Source organism: Metabacillus sp. YM-086 (assembly GCF_048059995.1).
GTDB lineage: Bacteria > Bacillota > Bacilli > Bacillales > Bacillaceae > Metabacillus > Metabacillus litoralis_B.
In genome coordinates this window covers 23,167-42,181 of the sequence record NZ_JBLUOI010000047.1, presented here as the reverse complement: position 1 = coordinate 42,181, position 19,015 = coordinate 23,167, and the positions used below count along the sequence as shown (strand labels likewise).

At 36.2% G+C, this 19,015-nt stretch carries 20 protein-coding genes; 5 read left to right on the top strand and 15 right to left on the bottom strand.

Features of this window, described 5'->3' with window-relative positions; translation table 11 throughout:
• Positions 1–311 precede the first annotated feature (311 nt).
• Complete coding sequence (locus ACEWK1_RS18405; protein WP_121664495.1) at positions 312–1,184, bottom strand: nucleotidyltransferase-like protein; 873 nt, start codon at positions 1,182–1,184, stop codon at positions 312–314.
• Between the two features lie 254 nt (positions 1,185–1,438).
• Between ACEWK1_RS18405 and ACEWK1_RS18400 the strand changes: the two genes are divergently transcribed.
• Positions 1,439–1,795 (top strand): YgzB family protein, encoded by a 357-nt coding sequence (locus ACEWK1_RS18400; protein ID WP_098798600.1) that lies wholly within the window; start codon positions 1,439–1,441, stop codon positions 1,793–1,795.
• A gap of 480 nt (positions 1,796–2,275) precedes the next feature.
• Here the strand turns inward: ACEWK1_RS18400 and perR are convergent, their stop codons facing one another.
• From perR to ACEWK1_RS18360, 8 genes are all read right to left on the bottom strand, one after another.
• Positions 2,276–2,713 carry a peroxide-responsive transcriptional repressor PerR gene (perR, locus tag ACEWK1_RS18395; protein WP_098798599.1) on the bottom strand — a complete coding sequence of 146 codons (438 nt, stop codon included), beginning with the start codon at positions 2,711–2,713 and terminating at the stop codon, positions 2,276–2,278.
• A 137-nt stretch (positions 2,714–2,850) separates the two neighbouring features.
• Positions 2,851–3,804: a D-2-hydroxyacid dehydrogenase gene (locus tag ACEWK1_RS18390; RefSeq protein ID WP_212138747.1), complete on the bottom strand. Its 954-nt coding sequence runs from the start codon at positions 3,802–3,804 to the stop codon at positions 2,851–2,853.
• A gap of 195 nt (positions 3,805–3,999) precedes the next feature.
• Positions 4,000–5,109: an aminopeptidase gene (locus ACEWK1_RS18385; protein WP_121664492.1), complete on the bottom strand. Its 1,110-nt coding sequence runs from the start codon at positions 5,107–5,109 to the stop codon at positions 4,000–4,002.
• 70 nt (positions 5,110–5,179) lie between these two features.
• Positions 5,180–5,650 carry a thioredoxin-dependent thiol peroxidase gene (gene bcp / locus ACEWK1_RS18380; RefSeq protein WP_121664491.1) on the bottom strand — a complete coding sequence of 157 codons (471 nt, stop codon included), beginning with the start codon at positions 5,648–5,650 and terminating at the stop codon, positions 5,180–5,182.
• 68 nt (positions 5,651–5,718) lie between these two features.
• Complete coding sequence (locus ACEWK1_RS18375) at positions 5,719–6,117, bottom strand: potassium channel family protein (protein ID WP_212138746.1); 399 nt, start codon at positions 6,115–6,117, stop codon at positions 5,719–5,721.
• A 113-nt stretch (positions 6,118–6,230) separates the two neighbouring features.
• On the bottom strand, positions 6,231–7,016 hold the full coding sequence (locus ACEWK1_RS18370) for an ABC transporter permease (protein ID WP_121664489.1): 786 nt from the start codon (positions 7,014–7,016) through the stop codon (positions 6,231–6,233).
• 4 nt (positions 7,017–7,020) lie between these two features.
• Entirely contained in the window at positions 7,021–7,812 is a 792-nt protein-coding gene (locus tag ACEWK1_RS18365) for an ABC transporter permease (protein WP_121664488.1), read from the bottom strand.
• Between the two features lie 9 nt (positions 7,813–7,821).
• Positions 7,822–8,838, bottom strand: a complete 1,017-nt coding sequence (locus ACEWK1_RS18360) for an ABC transporter ATP-binding protein (RefSeq protein ID WP_121664487.1) — start codon at positions 8,836–8,838, stop codon at positions 7,822–7,824.
• Between the two features lie 165 nt (positions 8,839–9,003).
• On the opposite strand from ACEWK1_RS18360, the gene ACEWK1_RS18355 reads away from it, so the two are divergent.
• Together ACEWK1_RS18355 and ACEWK1_RS18350 are read left to right on the top strand one after the other, a co-directional pair.
• Positions 9,004–10,293: a glutamate-1-semialdehyde 2,1-aminomutase gene (locus tag ACEWK1_RS18355; protein ID WP_212138745.1), complete on the top strand. Its 1,290-nt coding sequence runs from the start codon at positions 9,004–9,006 to the stop codon at positions 10,291–10,293.
• Between the two features lie 180 nt (positions 10,294–10,473).
• Positions 10,474–11,541, top strand: coding sequence for an aromatic acid exporter family protein (locus ACEWK1_RS18350; RefSeq protein ID WP_212138744.1), 1,068 nt, complete (start codon positions 10,474–10,476; stop codon positions 11,539–11,541).
• A gap of 75 nt (positions 11,542–11,616) precedes the next feature.
• Here ACEWK1_RS18350 and ACEWK1_RS18345 read toward each other — a convergent pair whose 3' ends face one another.
• The 5 genes from ACEWK1_RS18345 to fabL all read right to left on the bottom strand — a co-directional run bounded on the left by ACEWK1_RS18345 (position 11,617) and on the right by fabL (position 16,277).
• Positions 11,617–13,359 carry an ABC transporter ATP-binding protein gene (locus tag ACEWK1_RS18345; protein WP_212138743.1) on the bottom strand — a complete coding sequence of 581 codons (1,743 nt, stop codon included), beginning with the start codon at positions 13,357–13,359 and terminating at the stop codon, positions 11,617–11,619.
• 160 nt (positions 13,360–13,519) lie between these two features.
• Entirely contained in the window at positions 13,520–14,050 is a 531-nt protein-coding gene (locus tag ACEWK1_RS18340) for a DUF402 domain-containing protein (RefSeq protein ID WP_121664483.1), read from the bottom strand.
• Positions 14,051–14,731: 681 nt separating this feature from the next.
• Entirely contained in the window at positions 14,732–14,986 is a 255-nt protein-coding gene (locus ACEWK1_RS18335) for a YgaB family protein (protein WP_098798587.1), read from the bottom strand.
• 213 nt (positions 14,987–15,199) lie between these two features.
• Positions 15,200–15,400: a gamma-type small acid-soluble spore protein gene (locus ACEWK1_RS18330; RefSeq protein WP_121664482.1), complete on the bottom strand. Its 201-nt coding sequence runs from the start codon at positions 15,398–15,400 to the stop codon at positions 15,200–15,202.
• Positions 15,401–15,521: 121 nt separating this feature from the next.
• The gene (gene fabL, locus ACEWK1_RS18325) at positions 15,522–16,277 is read right to left on the bottom strand and encodes an enoyl-[acyl-carrier-protein] reductase FabL (protein WP_121664481.1); all 756 of its coding nucleotides are present in this window, start codon (positions 16,275–16,277) and stop codon (positions 15,522–15,524) included.
• Positions 16,278–16,405: 128 nt separating this feature from the next.
• Here fabL and ACEWK1_RS18320 point away from each other — a divergent pair, with 128 nt between their 5' ends.
• Positions 16,406–16,630 carry a hypothetical protein gene (locus ACEWK1_RS18320; RefSeq protein ID WP_098798584.1) on the top strand — a complete coding sequence of 75 codons (225 nt, stop codon included), beginning with the start codon at positions 16,406–16,408 and terminating at the stop codon, positions 16,628–16,630.
• Positions 16,631–16,646: 16 nt separating this feature from the next.
• Here ACEWK1_RS18320 and mutY read toward each other — a convergent pair whose 3' ends face one another.
• The gene (gene mutY / locus ACEWK1_RS18315) at positions 16,647–17,747 is read right to left on the bottom strand and encodes an A/G-specific adenine glycosylase (RefSeq protein WP_212138742.1); all 1,101 of its coding nucleotides are present in this window, start codon (positions 17,745–17,747) and stop codon (positions 16,647–16,649) included.
• A 237-nt stretch (positions 17,748–17,984) separates the two neighbouring features.
• On the opposite strand from mutY, the gene ACEWK1_RS18310 reads away from it, so the two are divergent.
• The gene (locus ACEWK1_RS18310; RefSeq protein WP_121664479.1) at positions 17,985–18,965 is read left to right on the top strand and encodes a metal-dependent hydrolase; all 981 of its coding nucleotides are present in this window, start codon (positions 17,985–17,987) and stop codon (positions 18,963–18,965) included.
• Positions 18,966–19,015: the final 50 nt, after the last annotated feature.

Below are 19,015 nucleotides of genomic sequence, written 5' to 3'. Positions count from 1 at the left end.
CGCCGCCAGCGTTCGTCCTGAGCCAGGATCAAACTCTCCAATAAAGAGTTGATATAGCTCATAAAAGTTTGTACTATATAGTACGTTGTTTTTGTTAATCGAAATTAACGTTGGCACGCTTGGTTTTGTTTAGTTTTCAAAGATCATTTCATGTCGTTCTCTCAGAAGCGACTTTATTAATATAACATCTTCAAACCGGATCGTCAACTCTTTTTTTAAAAAAGTTTTTTACCGTTAAGAAGAAAATAAGGACGCTGCTAACACTTAAGTAACAGCGACGTTTAATAATATATCACCTATAAAAATTAAAGTCAATATTTTTTCTCAAGAAAATATATACGATGATAAATCCCCTTACCTTTTGTTTGTTTTCTTTCTATAGATATGTATTGCTTCTCAACCAAAAATTCTAAAAGAACACTTAAGTCTACAGAGTAATACTTCAATTCTGGATGTTGATATAGCTCATCGAAGTACCATGAATCTTTTTCAGACATAACAGTTAAAATATGTGCTGCACCAATTTCTATCTTAGAATGAATTAGGAAATCACTTGCTAAGAATAGTAATTCTAATCTTTTCTCTAGTGATTCTTCACTTTCCACTAATTCCTTATACAATTTATAAATTTGCGGTTCTATTTGTTTTACCTGGTTCCATACCGTTACCTCAGGATAGTATCCCCTATCAATCACTTCAAGTCTTGCTAGATGATGTAACGCGTGAACAACATGATTATAAGTATCTAACAGTTGCATTGATTCGAAGAACTCCTTACCCTCCAGATATCTTCGAACCAACTTAGCAAATTCAATACCGATTTTCATTTTCCTTTCACTAAAAGGAAATGTTTTTAGTCGGTCTATTAGTTCTATTATGTATTCATTACGATCAAAAAGAATTTTTCCGTTCAGGATCCAATCTACAATCCTTCTATTTGTACCTAACAGGATGGACTCGTTCAGGTCATCTTTCGTCATCACCGTTAAAGATGCTTTTTTTTCTTCATATTCATAATGTTTAACAAATAAAGCCTGTTCAGCTTCATTTACGATAACCAGGAGAGCTACATCTAAATTATCAGTTAAAGGGGAGGTTTGATTCCGCTTTTCAATCATGATAATGGCTAAAGTATTGGTATGACTTGCTCGTTCTTGATAAATAGGACGGAGAATATTTTCCATCAATCTTCCTCCCTTATATGGGCTTTACTAAATGTTTCTACATCTCATTGTCAAAACCCTTTACTTTCAGAGTCACTTTAAAAAAACAAGTTTTTATGTAAATTTAGTAAACAATTTATCTATTATATAACCTGTGCTATATTTAAAAAAGCGCAAGTATCTTATGACCAAAAGAGGCTTGTTACTTATATCTTTCACTTTAAAGGTGACATTTGCAAACGAACTTAAAAATTAATCTATTCTAGGAGGTCAAAATGGCTCGTAAATATACTAGTAAAATAAATAAAATAAGAACCTTTGCTTTAAGCTTAATATTTATAGGGTTTATTATTATGTATATCGGGGTATTTTTCCGAACAAACATGTGGGTTATGACGATCTTTATGATGTTAGGTATGCTTTCGATTATTGCAAGCACCGTTGTTTACTTCTGGATCGGTATGCTCTCGACAAAAGCCGTACAGGTCACATGTCCATCATGTGGGAAACCGACAAAGATACTTGGTCGGGTAGACATGTGTATGTATTGTAAGGAACCTTTAACATTGGACAAGGATCTTGAAGGAAAAGAGTTTGATGAAAGCTATAATAAAAAGAGTTTAAACAAATAAAGAAGAACGGCTTAAATATTAATGAATTAAAAGACAAGAAATGACCATCAAATTGCACACACTGCATTGATGGTCATTTTTATTTATATAAAGAGTTTCCTCTTCAAAAAATATGCGTATGGTTTCATACCACCTATCCTATATAAAAGCATTCACATTCCTCTTTTGCGTATGCTTTTTACCCCTTTTTACTTCAAAACAATACGCAAATGGATAATTATCACATTCCCTACCACTTTTATTATCATTTTCCCCTTTTTCTGTATTTTACGTATGATTTCATTCACCTATCTATACAAAAACATTCACATTCCTTGTTTGCGTATGCTTTTCATCCCTTTTTACTTAAATACAATACAAATGTGGCCCACTTTCCTTTAATAGGGTTATTTCATATCTCGCGAACGTAAGCAAAGCCCATTTCTCCAATACGACTGACTGTTAAAACAAAAAAACAAGCTGTCCAAAAGACCAGCTTGTTTAATGTGTTTCTTTCTTTTCACAACTACTGCACACACCGTAAATCTCCATTCGATGGTGACTTACATTAAATCCCGTTACATGTGCAGCTAACGCCTCAACTTCATCAAGTCCTGGGTAAGAGAAATCAACAATCTTTCCACATTTCTCACAAATAACGTGATAGTGGTCTGACGTTACAAAATCAAAACGACTTGATGCATCGCCATACGTTAATTCCTTTACAAGTCCAACTTCACGAAATACCCTTAAGTTGTTATAAACTGTGGCAACACTCATATTAGGGAATTTTCCTTCTAACGCTTTATATATATCATCGGCTGTAGGGTGTGTCATGGAATCGACTAAGAATTCAAGTATAGCATGACGTTGAGGTGTAATACGTACTCCTGTTTGTTTTAAGGCATCCAACGCATCTTTTAATTGATGTTCAGACATTCGCCATGCACCTCACTTCTAAAAACATTCTTACTTTATAATCTTTATAATTAGTGTACATTGTGAGAATCTCTTTTGTCAAACTTTCTTTATATAAGAGTATTATTTACCAACAGCTTTCATTCATTCTCTTTGTCCTAATATCTTTTCTCTAATGCTATGATATTTTCCATGCTTGTTAATTGATGATGACAATAGTACTGAAGGTTTCTATGAAAGATCACCATTACTCTAGGCAGATAATTCTTTGTAATCCCTGAGAGATGAGGCGTAACCGTAACATTTCCCATCTCCCAAAATGGGTGGTCCTCAGCTAAAGGTTCTTTTTCAAATACATCTAGCACCGCATGTTTAATTCTATTTTCGTTAAGTAATGGAATGAGGTCATTCTCAACAACTACATCTCCTCTTCCAATATTAATAAAAACAGAATCTTGCTTCATCTTATAGAAAAAGTCTTTATTTAAAAGCCCCTTTGTTTTCACAGTGCTCGGAAGAACAGAAATCACAAAATCTGCTTCTGCTAGAGGAATTGAAATTTCATCCATACTATAAGCACTGTCAAAACGCTCTACTTTTCTTCCATCACTGTTGACGCCTATAACTTTCATTCCGAACGCTTCACATAGTTTAGCCGTTTGAGTCCCAATTGCACCGGTACCTATAATTAAAACAGTTTTTCCGTATAGCTCTTCCATCCTAACTCGTCTATTCCAGTTATGTTGCTTTTGATTTTCAATTAACACCTCAGCTTGCCTTGAAACCTGTAGCATCATGGATATACAATATTCGGCCATCGGTATAGCATGTACCCCTTTAGAGTTTGTTACAGTAATATTTCGCTCCTCAAGAATAGCGAACGGAAGTCGGTCAATCCCAGCGGAAGCAACCATAATCCATTTTAGATTATCAGCAGCTTTAATATGCTCCTCAGTCAAATCCTCTCCATAGGTTAAGATCACTTCAGCTTCTGGTATAAGACCCTTTGCTTCATCTATCTTTTTATCATGATGAAACGTGATATCCGGAAAGCTCTGAGAAAGTTCGTCTTTTAAATGATCTGGTAATTTCACAGTTGATAGTATTTGCACACTGAAATCCCCCTTTATGTATTAAAACTGTTATGGTTCGTGTTTCCTAATAACATAAAAAGAGTGCGGAACACGGGTCCGCACTTCAATCCGGCGCTAACATTTGAGGAGGTAATGCCTTCCCTAATACATTACGCTCTAATTCCTATTTTGGCTGGACGTTTGCCTTACCTTTTAAAAATAGGCTCATACTTTTCACTTAAGATTCTCCTGGTTCAATCCCTCGAGTTCAGGTAACACAAATTGTCCATCTTTACGGATTAACACATCGTCAAAATAAATCTCTCCTCCACCGTATTCAGGTCTTTGTATTAAGACCATATCCCAATGAATGGCTGATTTATTTCCATTATCCGCTTCTTCATATGCTTCACCCGGTGTAAAATGCAGGCTTCCACATATCTTCTCATCAAATAAAATATCTCCCATCGGCTCCTCAATAATAGGATGAAATCCAATTGCAAATTCTCCTATATATCTTGACCCTTCGTCTGTATCTAATATTTCATTAAGCTTTTCTGTTTGATCTGCAACAGCTTCAATGATTTTTCCATTTTCAAAGGTCAGCTTCACATCTCGGAACGTTGTACCATGATATGGACATGGTGTATTAAAGGAGATTGTTCCATTTACTGAGTCCCTAATTGGAGCTGTGAAGATCTCTCCATCTGGAACATTCGCTTCACCTGTACAAGGTACAACCGGAATTCCTTTAATGGAGAAGCTTAAATCAGTTCCAGGACCCGTTAGGCGTACACGGTCAGTTTTTTCCATTAACTTCTTCAGCGGTGCAACGGCACTTGCCATTTTCTCATAGTCTACTGTACAAACCTCAAATAAGTAGTCCTCAAACGCTCTTGTACTCATTCCCGCTTTTTGCGCCAACCCTTTAGTAGGGTAGTTTAATAGAACCCATTTACGGTTATTCACATAGAATTCTGATACTGGCTTCATGATTTCACCGCGTAACCGGTGTTTTTCCATTGGAATATCAGCCATTTCAGCATCATTTTCCTCGCCAATAATAATAATGACTGCATCAACATCTTTGTAAACTTGCATTTGCCAGCTAGCTTGCGTTTCTAATTGCTCTCTTTGATAATTTTTAGCTAAATGTAATGAAATTTCATCATCAAAAAGATCAACATAAGGGTATGCTCCTAATGAATACGCTTGATCAATTAACTCTGTTATTAAAGGCTTTGTGTTTAGATGACCACGTATTAATACCTTTTCACCTTTCTTCACTTTTACCGAGTGATTCAGGAGCACTGAAGCCAGGTTTGTTATTCTTTCATCTCTCATATGGACACCTTCTACTTTTAAATTTTCGTTATGTATTTTCAGCTCTGATCGATATCCATGTTTACCAATCTTAAGCTTTAACTTCCTGTATGTAATTCAAGGCTTCTTGAACATGATCCTTCACTTTAACTTTTCTCCATTCTTTTATGATTTTCCCTTCAGGATCTATAATAAAAGTGGAGCGCTCAATTCCCATATATTCTTTGCCAAAGTTCTTCTTTAGCTTCCAAACTCCAAAAGCTTCAGCTAGTTTATTTTCATCGTCTACTAATAGTTGAAAAGGAAGATCATGTTTTTCTTTAAACTTTAGATGTCTTTCTTGTGGATCTGGACTTACTCCCAAGATGACAGCATTCAAATCTGAAAAGCTTTGATGTTGATCTCTAAAATCACAAGCCTCCGTTGTACAACCTGGTGTCATGTCCTTTGGATAAAAGTATAATACAACGTACTTACCTTGATAATCAGATAACTTAACCTTTTCTCCGTTATCAGCTACTAACTCAATATCTGGTGCAGTGTTTCCAACCTCTATAGTCATATTTATCCCTCCAAGAAGTGTTTGTTACATTAAGCGTAACCAACTTTAGCCTTTCGTACAACTATTAACTATTTTTCGTTCCCAATAACTGTACGAGCTAAAAAAACAGCTGGAAGGATATAACCTATTAACGCCTCTAGGACAGCTAGAAAACGTCCCACTCCTACAGGAACAACATCACCATAACCAACGGAAAATAACGTAACCGCACTAAAGTACAAAGAGGTTAAAAGATTATCAAAGTAACCATCAGAGATTGGCATTCCAACTTCGTGAAGAACCGGAATATTGCTTTGAATACAAATCAAATAAATCATGCCAAATCCAATCAGTAAAGAAAGATAAAGATATGTAATCATAATAATTGTTTCAAAAGAGAGGAAATTTCTTTGAAAGCAAATGATAACAACACTTTTAAAGCTCATAAATATACAAACAGCAATACATATACAAAATATAAGTCCCACATTGCTCCCACCCTACTCAAGAACACACTTTGTACAATATATACAAGCTTCACGAACGTTATGAGAGAAAACTAAAAGGGCCAGACAAACAATGTCTGACCCTTCTAATATATTTAGTTTCCAGCACCTCTATATCTTTTAACTCCTGCGTTCCAAAGAAAAACAGAAAGACAAAAAAAGACAATCCCCATGACAGGAGTAAGAAATGAATACACATACCACTCATCTTTTCCAAGGAAAAAGGCTGCAGGATAAACCCCCACAAAGGCAAAAGGTAAAATCCACGTTAACACAAACCGAATAACGGCATTATAAATATCAACAGGGTAACGACCATAGTTCCCGATATTGTACATCATCGGCATAAGAGATGTTCGTGCATCTGACCAAAAGCCAATACTCGCTAATGAAACAAAAATACCTGCATAAACGAGTGCACCACTAATCACAAATAGAATAAACAAGATAAAATCATACCACTCAAAGCTTAATCCGAGCTGTACAGACGCATATCCCATAATAATAATTCCTGTGATTGCTCCAAAAAGTGACTCAAGCTCCATTCTCTCAAGAATAACCTGAAAAAGACTATGAATTGGTCTAGTTAAAATTCTATCCATCTCACCTTTTACAATATATCTTTCGTTAAAGTCCCAAATATTAAAAAATGCCCCAAACACCGCAAAAGGAACTAAGAAAAACCCATATATAAAGATAATTTCATCCCTGGTCCATCCACTTAAAAATTGAGTATGACCAAATACAACGAGGATAAAGACCAAGTTTGTTACTTGAAAAAGCATATCAGATAATAGCTCAACAACCATGTCCGCTCGGTATTGCAACCTTGTTTTCATATATTGTCCAATATATTGTGTGAACATTGTAAAGTAAAACATTCCCTCAACCTCCCTGTATGATCATTCGTTTTTTTGCTAATAACCAGAGAATTTGAATTGGAAGAAGTAACACAAGTGCCCAAAATCCTTGTAACAATATCGATTGCCATACTTCATTTCCTGTAATACCTTCCGTAAAGATCATGCTCGGAATATAACTAATTGCTTGAAACGGAAAATACACCATAATGTCTTGAGCCCACATTGGATAAAAGCTTATAGGTAGTAAAAGTCCCGAAAACAGATCAATAATAACCCGCTTCGCTCTCATTAATCCATCATTATTAAAAAGGAAAAAAGTTAGCATACCTGTTATTAAGTTAATTTGGGTATTCACAATAAAACTAAAGATTAGTGAGCTCGCAAACAAAAGCCATGTTGTTCCATTTGATGAAAGCTCCAACGGGAAAACAAGTGCAACAATGACCATTCCTGGTACTGAGAAGAAAAATAACCGAAAGACACCCTCACCAAATGCCTGCATTGTTTTCATGCCAAGATAATTATACGGCCTAATAAGCTCCACTGCCACCTTACCTTCCTTGATTTCAAGCGCAATCTCACGGTCAATATTATTAAAATAAAAAGCTCTTGCCATCCAAGAAACCGCGACATAAGTAGTCATTTGAATAGCAGATAAACCCTCAATTGACTCTTTACCACCGTAAATCGCTGTCCATAAAAAATAGTAGGCACCAATATTAATGCTATAAATTAAAATTCCACTGTAATAATTTGTGCGATAAGCAAGCATCATTAAAAAGCGAATTCTGATCATTTCAATATATTTATCCATTATGTCACCTCAGCTTGAAAGAGCCTCTCCCTTTTCATAAATGTTTCGAATAACCTCTTCTGTTGAGATTTCATTTACACTTAAATCTTTAATCTGATGTGTACCAACAACCCGACCAATTAATTCTGACATTTGTGCTTCTTTATCGCTTACAAGTGCTGTCCAAACATTTAGTTTATCTCCTTTTTGCCATTGAACATCAAGGTCCTGCGTTATAAAGGTTAGCTGATCCTGAACGATTTCTTCTGCAAACTGGAATTCTATTTGTTTTCCTTCTCCCCAGTGAGACCTTAATTTAGCTAAAGCTCCATCATATATGACACTACCTTCATCAAGCATGATGACACGTTCACATAACGCCTCGATGTCTGATAAATCATGTGTAGTTAGAAGAATGGTTGTTTTATATTTTTCATTCATTTCTTTTAAGAATTGACGGATTTTCAATTTAACTAGAACATCTAGACCGATTGTTGGTTCATCTAAAAATAAAAGTGGTGGATTATGAATAAGTGCAGCTGCTAATTCACATCGCATTCTTTGACCTAGTGATAGTTTCCGTACAGGTTTATCTAGCAATGGCCCTATATCTAAGGTGCTGATAACATGCTCCATATGCTCGTTATAATCTTTGTCTGATACTTTGTACACTTTCTTCAACAGGCGAAATGACTCCTGAACCGCAATATCCCACCAAAGCTGTGATCGTTGTCCAAACACAACCCCAATCGACTGTACAAACTGTTCACGTTCTTTATGTGGATTCATGCCGTTTACAAGCACCTGACCAGAAGTTGGCGTTAAAATGCCCGTTAACATCTTAATAGATGTTGATTTACCTGCCCCATTTTCACCGATATAACCAACCATCTCACCCTGACCAACAGTAAATGTCACATCATTCACTGCCGGGATGGTTTTATATTGTCTATTTAACAAATCACGAAACGCACCCTTTAAGCCTTGACGGCTGGAGTACGATTTAAATTCTTTACGTAATTGGTTTACCTCAATAATATTTGTCATTTTCGTCCCCTCCAAATTTGACCACAACTTATTAGTCTATCTAAAAACAACCATTTCAACAAATGGTATGCATTGGAATCTATTATAATCTGACGTTTTTTATATAGACAGATTTCATGATAGAATAAACAATGTTCCAAGTTTGATACATACTAGGAGGATAAAATGGAATTTACGAAATCACATGAATTACATGAAGAAGCACTTAAACATATTGTTGGCGGAGTGAACTCTCCATCACGTTCTTATAAAGCAGTTGGTGGCGGCTCTCCAGTTGTCATGGAAAAAGCAAACGGAGCCTACTTTTGGGATGTTGACGGAAACAAGTATATAGATTATTTAGCTGCATACGGGCCAATTATTACAGGACATGCTCACCCACATATAACAAAAGCCATTTCAAAAGCGGCAGAAAACGGGGTCTTATACGGTACACCAACTCCTCATGAGATTACATTTGCTAAGATGCTTAAAGAAGCTATGCCAGCTATGGATAAAGTTCGATTTGTAAACTCAGGCACTGAGGCTGTTATGACGACAATTCGTGTTGCTCGCGCTTATACTGGTCGAGATAAAATTATTAAATTTGCCGGATGTTACCACGGACACTCTGATCTTGTACTTGTTGCCGCAGGCTCAGGTCCTTCAACATTAGGAACTCCTGACTCTGCAGGTGTTCCTAAAAGTATTGCTTCAGAAGTTATTACAGTTCCATTTAATGAAATTGAACCTTTAAAAGAAGCATTGGACAAATGGGGAGACCAAGTTGCTGCAATTTTAGTTGAGCCAATTGTAGGGAACTTCGGAATTGTTGAACCTAAACCTGGATTCTTAAAAGAAGTGAATGAGCTAGTTCACAACGCAGGTGCGCTTGTTATATATGATGAAGTGATCACCGCTTTTCGTTTTATGTATGGTGGTGCACAAGACTTTTTAGGTGTATATCCTGACTTAACCGCTCTAGGTAAAATCATCGGTGGTGGGCTTCCAATCGGCGCTTATGGTGGAAAGAAGGAAATCATGGAACAAGTCGCTCCGTTAGGGCCAGCCTATCAAGCCGGCACAATGGCTGGTAACCCAGCATCAATCCTATCTGGTATTGCTTGTTTAGAAGTACTTAAGCAAGAAAATGTTTATGAAAACCTTGATGAATTAGGTGCCATTCTTGAAAAAGGTATATTAGCTCATGCTCGTACATATAATATTCCGATAACAATAAATCGTTTAAAAGGTGCATTAACGATTTATTTCACAGAGGAAAAGGTCACGAATTATGAGCAGGCAGAAGATACAGATGGTGAAATGTTTGCCAGGTTCTTCAAACTTATGCTTCAGCAGGGAATTAACCTTGCACCTTCAAAATATGAAGCATGGTTCTTAACAACTGCACATACAAAAGAAGATATAGAAGCAACTTTAAAAGCGGTAGAGGTTGCGTTCAGCAAGCTATCATAAAGTAAACGTGAAAGACAGAGTACATGAGTACCCTGTCTTCACTTTTCTTTTACCATTTTTCAGAATAGATGAACGTTTTAAATTTATGTAAAAAAGGGAAAGTGCATCTTGTAAATAGCACTAAATCGCTGTATAGTACGATATTGATTAAGTTCAAGAAAGGAATGTCATTAAACATACATGAAACTAGGTGCCCGTATCCTAAAAACAGGGATCGCTATTACACTTGCTTTATTTTTAGCAACTGTCCTACAGTTACCATCTCCGGCCTTTGCCGGTATTTCGGCTATATTCGCGATACAGCCGACAATTTACCGTTCTTATTTATCTATTATTGAGCAAGTTCAAGCAAATGTTATCGGCGCAGCGTTAGCAATTGGGTTCGGTCTAATTTTTGGTTCCCATCCGTTTGTTATCGGACTAACAGCGATCATTGTGATTGCAATAAATTTAAGACTAAAGATTGAAAGCACAATACCTGTCTCTCTTGTTACTGTTATCGCGATTTTAGAAAGTCCTGGTGAAAATTTCATTGAAGTAGCATCCATTCGCTTTTTCACAGTAATGCTCGGAGTATTGGCTGCTTTTATTGTCAATCTGGTATTTATTCCGCCTAAATATGAAACAAAGCTTTACAACCTTGTCACATCTAATACAGAGGACATTATTAAATGGATTCGAGTGAATTTACGTCATGCTTCAGAACATACTGTATTAAAAGATGATATTGAAAAATTTAAAGAGCAAATGATAAAGCTTGACCAGCTTTATTTAAATTATAAAGAAGAGCGAAACTATTTTAAGAGAGAAACCTACTCTAAATCAAGAAAACTAGTGCTATTCCGCCAGATGATCGTCACAACAAATCGAGCTTTAGATACCTTGAAGAAACTACACCGTCTTGAAAATGATCTCCATCATATGCCCGAGCACTTTCAAAAGGTCCTTGTTAAAGAATTGGATCATTTGTTGTATGTTCACGAAGAAGCATTACTTCGATTTATAGGTAAAACAAAAACAATTCAATCAACTGAGTTGTTAGAAGAAGATAAATTTAATAAACAACATTTAATGGATGCTTATATGGAGCTTCAACAAAATCAAAATTCCACTTACTTTTTTCATCTATTACCACTCGTTTCGACGATTATTGATTATAGTGAACAGCTTGAACACTTAGATACGCTTATTTACAGCTTCCACAGCTATCATAAGCAAGACAATGAAATAAAATTATCAGAAGAGTAGGGTTAGCAGATGCTGACCCTATTTTTTATTTAGAAAGTATAAAAGCACAACCTCCATAAGAAGATTGTGCTTTCACTAATCTAACTGTTGTATTTGAAATAATTTATAGTAGTGACTTTGCTTATCCATCAACTCTTGATGTGTTCCTTCTTCTAACACGTTACCATCCTCAATCACGACAATTTTGTCAGAATGAGTAATTGTTGACAGGCGATGCGCAACAATAAAGGTTGTACGTTCTTTCGCAAGGTTCTCAAGTGCTTCTTGAATAAGGTGCTCACTTTCTAAATCAAGCGCTGAGGTAGCTTCATCTAAAATAAGAATTGGTGGATTTTTCAAAAACACCCTCGCAATGGATACCCTCTGCTTTTGTCCACCGGATAATTTAACTCCTCTTTCACCAACTTTAGTATCATACCCGTTCGGCAACTTTGTAATAAAGTCATGAGCATTGGCTGCTTTTGCTGCTGCAATAATCTCCTCTTCAGATGCCCCAGGCTTACCGATCAGAATATTCTCTCTCACAGTATTACTAAACAAGAATGTATCCTGAAGCACCATTCCAATTTGTTCTCTGAGACTTTGCGCCTCATAATCTCTAATATCAATTCCATCAAGTAAAATACTTCCACCTGTTACATCATAAAAACGTGGAAGTAAGCTAACAAGAGTTGATTTACCTCCTCCACTCATCCCAACAAGTGCAAGCGTTTCACCTTTTTTCACCTTCAAAGATAACCCTTCAATAATAAGCGCTTCATCTTCCTGATAGCGGAAGGATATATTCTGAAATTCAATTTCACCTTTAACTCCATCTGCCTTTTTAGCATTTGGTTTATCCACCACTTCATACGGCACATCAATAAATTCAAACACGCGATCCATAGAGGCAAAGGCCTGAGTTAAAGTGGTTGAAGAATTAATTAGCCTGCGTAACGGATTATATAATTGTTCAATGTAAGCGATAAACGCAACCATTGTTCCTATTGTTAATTGCCCTTGAATAACTTGATACCCAGCAAAAGTGATAACAATTAACGGTGCAATATCAGTTAACGTGTTAACTATGGAAAAGGTTTTGGCATTCCAGCTAGTATGGGTAAGAGCTTTTTCAAGAAAATTGGCATTTTCCTTCGCGAACTGCTTCTGCTCAAAGTCCTCCGTTGCAAAGCTACGTATAACAGGCATACCCTGAACACGTTCATGTAAATGCCCCTGAACTTCTGCAAGAGCCTGTGAGCGAACTCTTGTTAAGTGTCGTAATCTTCCGTAAAAGTATTTAACAGACAAACCATAAAGCGGAAAAAGAACAATAGAAACCAATGTTAGCTTAACATTCATTGAAAACATAATACCAACAGCAATAATGATCGTCACAACATCAAGCCAAACATTCATCAAGCCTGTTATGACGAAATTCTTTGTTTGTTCTACATCATTTATAACCCGTGAAATAATTTCTCCAGCCCTTGTATTGGCATAATATCGCAAACTTAACTTTTGAAGATGGGTGAAAAGCTGATCTCTTATATCATATAAAATTTTACTTGCCGTCCATTGTGCATAGTATTGCCGATAGTACTCGACTGGTGGACGAATGACAACAAATAAAACAAACATAAAGCCCATAATGGTTAATAATTCTTTTGTTTTTTCTGCTTCTGTGCCGTTCCCGCCAATGATATTATCCACAACATGCCTAATTAACAGCGGCAATAATAACGGAATAGAAAACTTAATAACTCCAATAATAATCGTCCCTATAATTTGTAGACGATAAGGCTTTACAAAAGCCAAGTATCGTTTAACTACCCCCAAAAAAATCCCCCGTTTCTACTCTAAAGCCAAACATTCGGTTCACGACTAAAGCTGGTCACATTATGTCTTACTTGCATTGATACTCTTTCATCCAGCTCAATATGAATCGTTTTACAATAATTAAAAAGGCTGACCCTATGAGTCACCCTTATTACATTTACTATTTTACGTATGTTAAATATCGTTCATACCACTCGTCAATAAATTCAGGTGCAAACGGACCTTTTTTCTGTCGAATCCAACGAAGTAATGTTTCGAGGTTTTTTCTTAAGATGAGATCAATAACTTCTGGATAATTCATTAGCTTACTATGCTGTTCATATTCATCTTCATCCAAAATCGTATATGTCATATCTGGATAAACCTTCACATCAAGATCATAGTCAATATACTTCAAAGCTTCATCATCCCATACAAAAGGCGAGCTAATATTACAGTAATAATATACTCCATCTTCTCTAAGCATACCTATAATATTAAACCAATGTCTGGCATGAAAGTAGCAGATCGCCGGCTCTCTTGTCACCCATGTTCTACCGTCTGATTCCGTAACAATTGTTCTGTCATTCCCACCAATGATACAGTGCTGAGAACCCTTTAATACAGTTGATTCTTCCCAGACTCTATGAATGTAGCCATTATGTTTATAACTATGAATTTGAATTTTGTCTCCTTCCCTGGGAAAGCCCACTTTTCTCCCCTTCTTTCGATTGGTTGCTTCGTGAAATCTATTTCACAACGTCTTTACCTTATATAGTTCCTTTCATTATAACGTTTGTCAGGGAAAAAGGAAAATAAAAGAGTTATAACTGTAAGGTGATATACTGCTTTTCAGGTTCGTATTAGTATGCTAAGGAGTAGCTGGAAAGCTTTATTTTTCTAATAAGGCTTATTCATTTTCAGTTTTTGCCGTTCATACACTTGATGAACGACACTCCTCTCCCTTCTCGTCTTCGTTTTGTCGTTCATACACCTGATGAACGACACTCCTCTCCCTTTTCGCCTTCGTTTTGTCGTTCATACACCTGATGAACGACACTCCTCTCCCTTTTCGCCTTCGTTTTGTCGTTCATACACCCGATGAACGACACTCCTCTCCCTTCGCCTTTGTTTTGTCGTTCATACACCCGATGAACGACACTCCTCTCCCTTTTCGCAGTCGTTTTGTCGTTCATACACCCGATGAACGACACTCCTCTCCCTTTTCGCCTTTGTTTTGTCGTTCATACACACGATGAACGACACTCCTCTCCCTTTTCGCCTTTGTTTTGTCGTTCATACACCCGATGAACAACACTCCTCTCCCCTCCAGAAGCAATAAAAAATCCAGCATAAATAAATGCCGGAATCGGAGTTAATTATTTTATTAAGATCATGAAACAGTCTCAAACTTTTGATCTTCGTAAGATTGAATAACCTCTTCTGTTTGTCTTTCAAAGACTTGTTGAATTTTATTTAATTCTTCTTTCATTTGTGCGATTTCATCATGAATGGATTGGAGTTTAGCTTCGTCTTGTAGGGCAGCTAGTTGGGTTTTTATATCCTGACATCTTTCAATTTCTGACTGTAGATATAATAATTTATCCATGGTTTTTAATTGCTCACCTACTAGTTGATCAAAATTCATGTTTATTCTCCTTTCAATAGAGACTCATAATCACTTGTGTATATTAAATTCTTCATAAATTTTTTTGATCCTTTGACTAGTTATGTAGAGGAACCGAAACTTTTGTCGTTTTAGAAAAAATCATCCCCGATGATCTGAAGCCTTCCTAGCTTAAGCACAAAAGAAAAGACACCTCTCCACACTGTGGGAAAGGTGTCTTAGAGCCTTAGCTAATTAAGAGTTTTGGTTTTTGTTAGCTTCAGCTTGTTGGTTTTGTTGTTTTACTTGTTGTACGTTAGTTTCGCTCGCAAATTCAGTACCAAATTGACCTGCACCAGCTTGGCCACCTTGTGCACTTTGAGCGTTTTGTTGTTTTACATGTTGGATGTTAGTCCCTGATGCTGTTTTACCAGCTTGGAAATTGTTTTGTGCCATTCGATATCACCTCCACGAAATATAGATTGTCCTAGAGGTGAATTTAATATCCAACATATTTCAAAAAAAATTAAAATTAAATTTTTACTTAAAATCTCGCTTTTAGGGCACACGTTTCAGCCTAAACGAGTAAAGAGCGCCCCCCATCAACAATAAGAGTTTGACCTCTGATCATCGACGCTTTGTCCGTTAATAAAAACTCAATAGCATTAACCATATCTTCTATTTCAACCATTCTTCCTGCTGGAGTATTCTCCCTAGCATCCTCCAATAGCTCATTACGATTCGGGAAATGCTTTAAAGCATCTGTGTCAACAGCTCCACCTGAAACGGCATTAACAATAATGTTTTTCGGAGATAATTCAACAGCTAAATATCTTGTAAGAGCTTCTAATGCTGCTTTCGAAACACCAACTGTTGTGTAGTTTTCCAAATATCTAATCGAGCCAAGTGAGCTTGTACTAACAATGAAGCCCCCACCATTTCTCTCCATTAGCTTAGCCGCTTCTTGTGCACAGAAAAGAAGAGCTTTACTATTAATGTTCATTGTCCAATCCCAATGACTTTCTTCTAATTCCATTGCAGGCTTTTGAACACCTGATGCTGCATTATTTACAAATACATCAAGTCTGCCAAATTCCTCATCAATTTGTGAAAATAACTCTTTTATTTTTTCCGGCTTTCCTACATTAGCCTTAACCGCAATAGCTTTTACACCCAATTTTTCAATTTGTTCAACTACCTCTAATGCAGCTGTTTTGCTTCGTGCATAGTTCACAACAATGTTATAACCTTTTTCTGCCAAACGAATGGCTACTGCTTTTCCAATCCCTCTACTACTACCTGTAATAAGTGCTACTTTATTTTCTTGGGTCATTTTGTCAACTCCTTAAAATTAAACAATCGAATAGATGTTATTATTGTATCAGATAATATAATGAAACTTCTATGAGATAGAAGTCTTGCTTCAATCGAACACATCTCGTCAATTAGAGGAGGATGTTTATGTATGTTGGTCGTGATATGACTGAATTATCGATGATGTCAAAGAAAGAGTGGAAAAAAGAAGAACTTGCCCACTTCCACCATTCTCTTCAACAAATGGTTCCTTATCTTAATGTTGAAGGACAAACCATTCACCGCGAAATTATTGAAGAAATTGAAGCTCGTGGTGGCTTAAAAAGAAATGAAGCTGATTATACTCATGGAACAAGAGTTCAATATGATTAAAACCTTTCGGGTCTGACTAAGATTTGTCAGACCCAAGGTATATCTTATAAATTTTTTGATGTGATACAGGAAAGGCATACTTTTCTAGCTCTTTTTCTGTTACAGCAATAAGTTGGTCATTTGGAATGTTGTTCACTTTCCCAATATAAATAGATATATTCCAAATTAAATGCGAAAAAACATGCTCTACAGTACCAGATAACTCTGAAAGTTCAACATCTGCACCATAAGTTGAAAGTAAAAACTCTTGGAGTTGCTTCCTATAAGTATTACCTGCTTCTTGTTGAACTTCCATATTTGGATATTCCCAAAGGTTAGCTAACAAGCCTGTAGATGACCTTTTATGAATATATAATCTTCCATCATGATCATATAAAACAGCTGCCGCCATTTGAAGCGGTTTTGGTTTCTTTTTCTTACTTTTAATCGGCAGTTCTGCTTGAACCCCTTCTTCAAAAGCAGAGCAATGTTCCCTAACAGGACATAAAAGACATGAAGGGGAAGTTGGTGTGCAGATTAGTGCACCTAGCTCCATCACTGCTTGGTTGAATGATGAGGGATCTTCCTTTGATATTATCTGATAAGTTGCCTCATCAAAAATCTTCCTTGTTTTCGGTTTTGCAATATCTTCCCAAATCGATAAAATTCTCGAGAAAACTCTCATCACATTACCGTCGACAGCTGGTTCTGGAATATTATAGGCAATACTAAGAATTGCTCCTTTTGTATAAGGACCTACTCCTTTTAGCTTAGAAATTTCTTCAGAAGTATTTGGGACAATACCCGAATAAGATTCATTCACTTCTTTAACAGCTGCATGAAGGTTTCTAACCCTCGAGTAATACCCAAGTCCTTCCCAGGCCTTTAATACTTCTTCCTCATTTGCAGCAGCCAATGCTTCTATTGTAGGAAATTTATCGATAAATGCATTAAAATATGGAATAACAGTATCTACTCTTGTTTGCTGAAGCATAATCTCTGACACCCAAATTTTATATGGATCTTGGTCTTTACGCCAAGGTAAATCCCTTTTTTCAGCTAAATACCAGGTGATCAAATCTTGTTGAAATTCTTGAATCGAAAAATCTTTTAATTTATTTTGTAGTTCATTTACCATTAGATTTTTCCTCCAGATGTTAAATTACAGGTTATTCGGGAAAAGATAATAATAAGACTATTTATTAGAGGCTCTCTCCCTAAATGTAGGACAAGACTTATTATTATATAACGAATTTAAAAATCAAGAGAATTATTCACATTGGACAATTTTGTCACATATAAATTCAAGGAATCTTTAAGGATTTTTCTCTCAAAGAGATCTTCCTCTTGAGCCATTACAAGGAGGTACATGATTTTGGATACAGGAACTCATGTGGTTATGGGAATAGCCTTAGGTGGCTTAGCCACTCTCGATCCCGCAGTTGGAATAGATAACCCAACTGCACAAGCTGTTATGTTCGGAACAATTATCGGATCACAAGCTCCTGATCTTGATACAATATTAAAGCTTAGAAACAATGCAAAATATATAAGAAACCATAGAGGGATTACCCACTCCATTCCTGCTATCTTACTATGGTCATTTTTAATTACTGGATTGTTAACAATTTTTATTCCTGAGAGTAATTTACTCCATTTGTATCTTTGGACCTTACTCGCTATTGTTCTGCACGTTTTTGTGGATATATTTAATGCGTACGGAACACAGGCACTCCGTCCATTTTCAAAAAAGTGGATTGCCCTTGGAATTATCAATACATTTGATCCGTTTATCTTTTTTACACATGTAGTAGGAATCATTATTTGGGTGTTAGGTGGTCATCCAGGCTTCACCTTTCTAACTGTTTATGCCATATTGATTGCCTATTATATCATTCGTTTTAGCATGCAAAGAAATATTATCCACCGATTGCATAAGCTCATCCCAAATATAGAACAAATCATTATTTCACCTACAATGAGGTTCAGACAATGGCATATTGCCATTATGACGGATAAAAACTTTCACGTTGCCAGATCTGTTAATGAAGAAATCATTATTTTAGATGAATTTGAACGTGTACCTGTACCGCAGACTGATGTGATAAAGGCTGCTGAAGAAGATGATAATATTTCTGCCTTTTTATCTTTTTCTCCTGTGTATCGTTGGGAGGTTGATGAATTTACTGATCATTATGAGGTAAGGTTTATTGATTTACGATATCGAAGTAAAGGGTATTATCCCTTTGTAGCAATTGTTCAGCTTGATCAAGACTTAAATATCGTCAGCTCCTATACTGGCTGGATTTTTAGTGAAGAAAAATTACGAAAAAAATTGGAGCTTATACCTGAATAACGATTGAAAGGCTGACATCATGTCAGCCTTTCTTATTTAAACAAACGTTT

Bases quoted from the DNA above. Each gene is read 5' to 3' on its own strand.
- ACEWK1_RS18405 (WP_121664495.1), bottom strand. From the start codon at position 1,184: ATGGAAAATATTCTCCGTCCTATTTATCAAGAACGAGCAAGTCATACC.
- ACEWK1_RS18400 (WP_098798600.1), top strand. From the start codon at position 1,439: ATGGCTCGTAAATATACTAGTAAAATAAATAAAATAAGAACCTTTGCT.
- perR (WP_098798599.1), bottom strand. From the start codon at position 2,713: ATGTCTGAACATCAATTAAAAGATGCGTTGGATGCCTTAAAACAAACA.
- ACEWK1_RS18385 (WP_121664492.1), bottom strand. From the start codon at position 5,109: ATGAGAGATGAAAGAATAACAAACCTGGCTTCAGTGCTCCTGAATCAC.
- bcp (WP_121664491.1), bottom strand. From the start codon at position 5,650: ATGACTATAGAGGTTGGAAACACTGCACCAGATATTGAGTTAGTAGCT.
- ACEWK1_RS18370 (WP_121664489.1), bottom strand. From the start codon at position 7,016: ATGTTTTACTTTACAATGTTCACACAATATATTGGACAATATATGAAA.
- ACEWK1_RS18365 (WP_121664488.1), bottom strand. From the start codon at position 7,812: ATGGATAAATATATTGAAATGATCAGAATTCGCTTTTTAATGATGCTT.
- ACEWK1_RS18360 (WP_121664487.1), bottom strand. From the start codon at position 8,838: ATGACAAATATTATTGAGGTAAACCAATTACGTAAAGAATTTAAATCG.
- ACEWK1_RS18355 (WP_212138745.1), top strand. From the start codon at position 9,004: ATGGAATTTACGAAATCACATGAATTACATGAAGAAGCACTTAAACAT.
- ACEWK1_RS18350 (WP_212138744.1), top strand. From the start codon at position 10,474: ATGAAACTAGGTGCCCGTATCCTAAAAACAGGGATCGCTATTACACTT.
- ACEWK1_RS18335 (WP_098798587.1), bottom strand. From the start codon at position 14,986: ATGAATTTTGATCAACTAGTAGGTGAGCAATTAAAAACCATGGATAAA.
- ACEWK1_RS18330 (WP_121664482.1), bottom strand. From the start codon at position 15,400: ATGGCACAAAACAATTTCCAAGCTGGTAAAACAGCATCAGGGACTAAC.
- fabL (WP_121664481.1), bottom strand. From the start codon at position 16,277: ATGACCCAAGAAAATAAAGTAGCACTTATTACAGGTAGTAGTAGAGGG.
- ACEWK1_RS18320 (WP_098798584.1), top strand. From the start codon at position 16,406: ATGTATGTTGGTCGTGATATGACTGAATTATCGATGATGTCAAAGAAA.
- mutY (WP_212138742.1), bottom strand. From the start codon at position 17,747: ATGGTAAATGAACTACAAAATAAATTAAAAGATTTTTCGATTCAAGAA.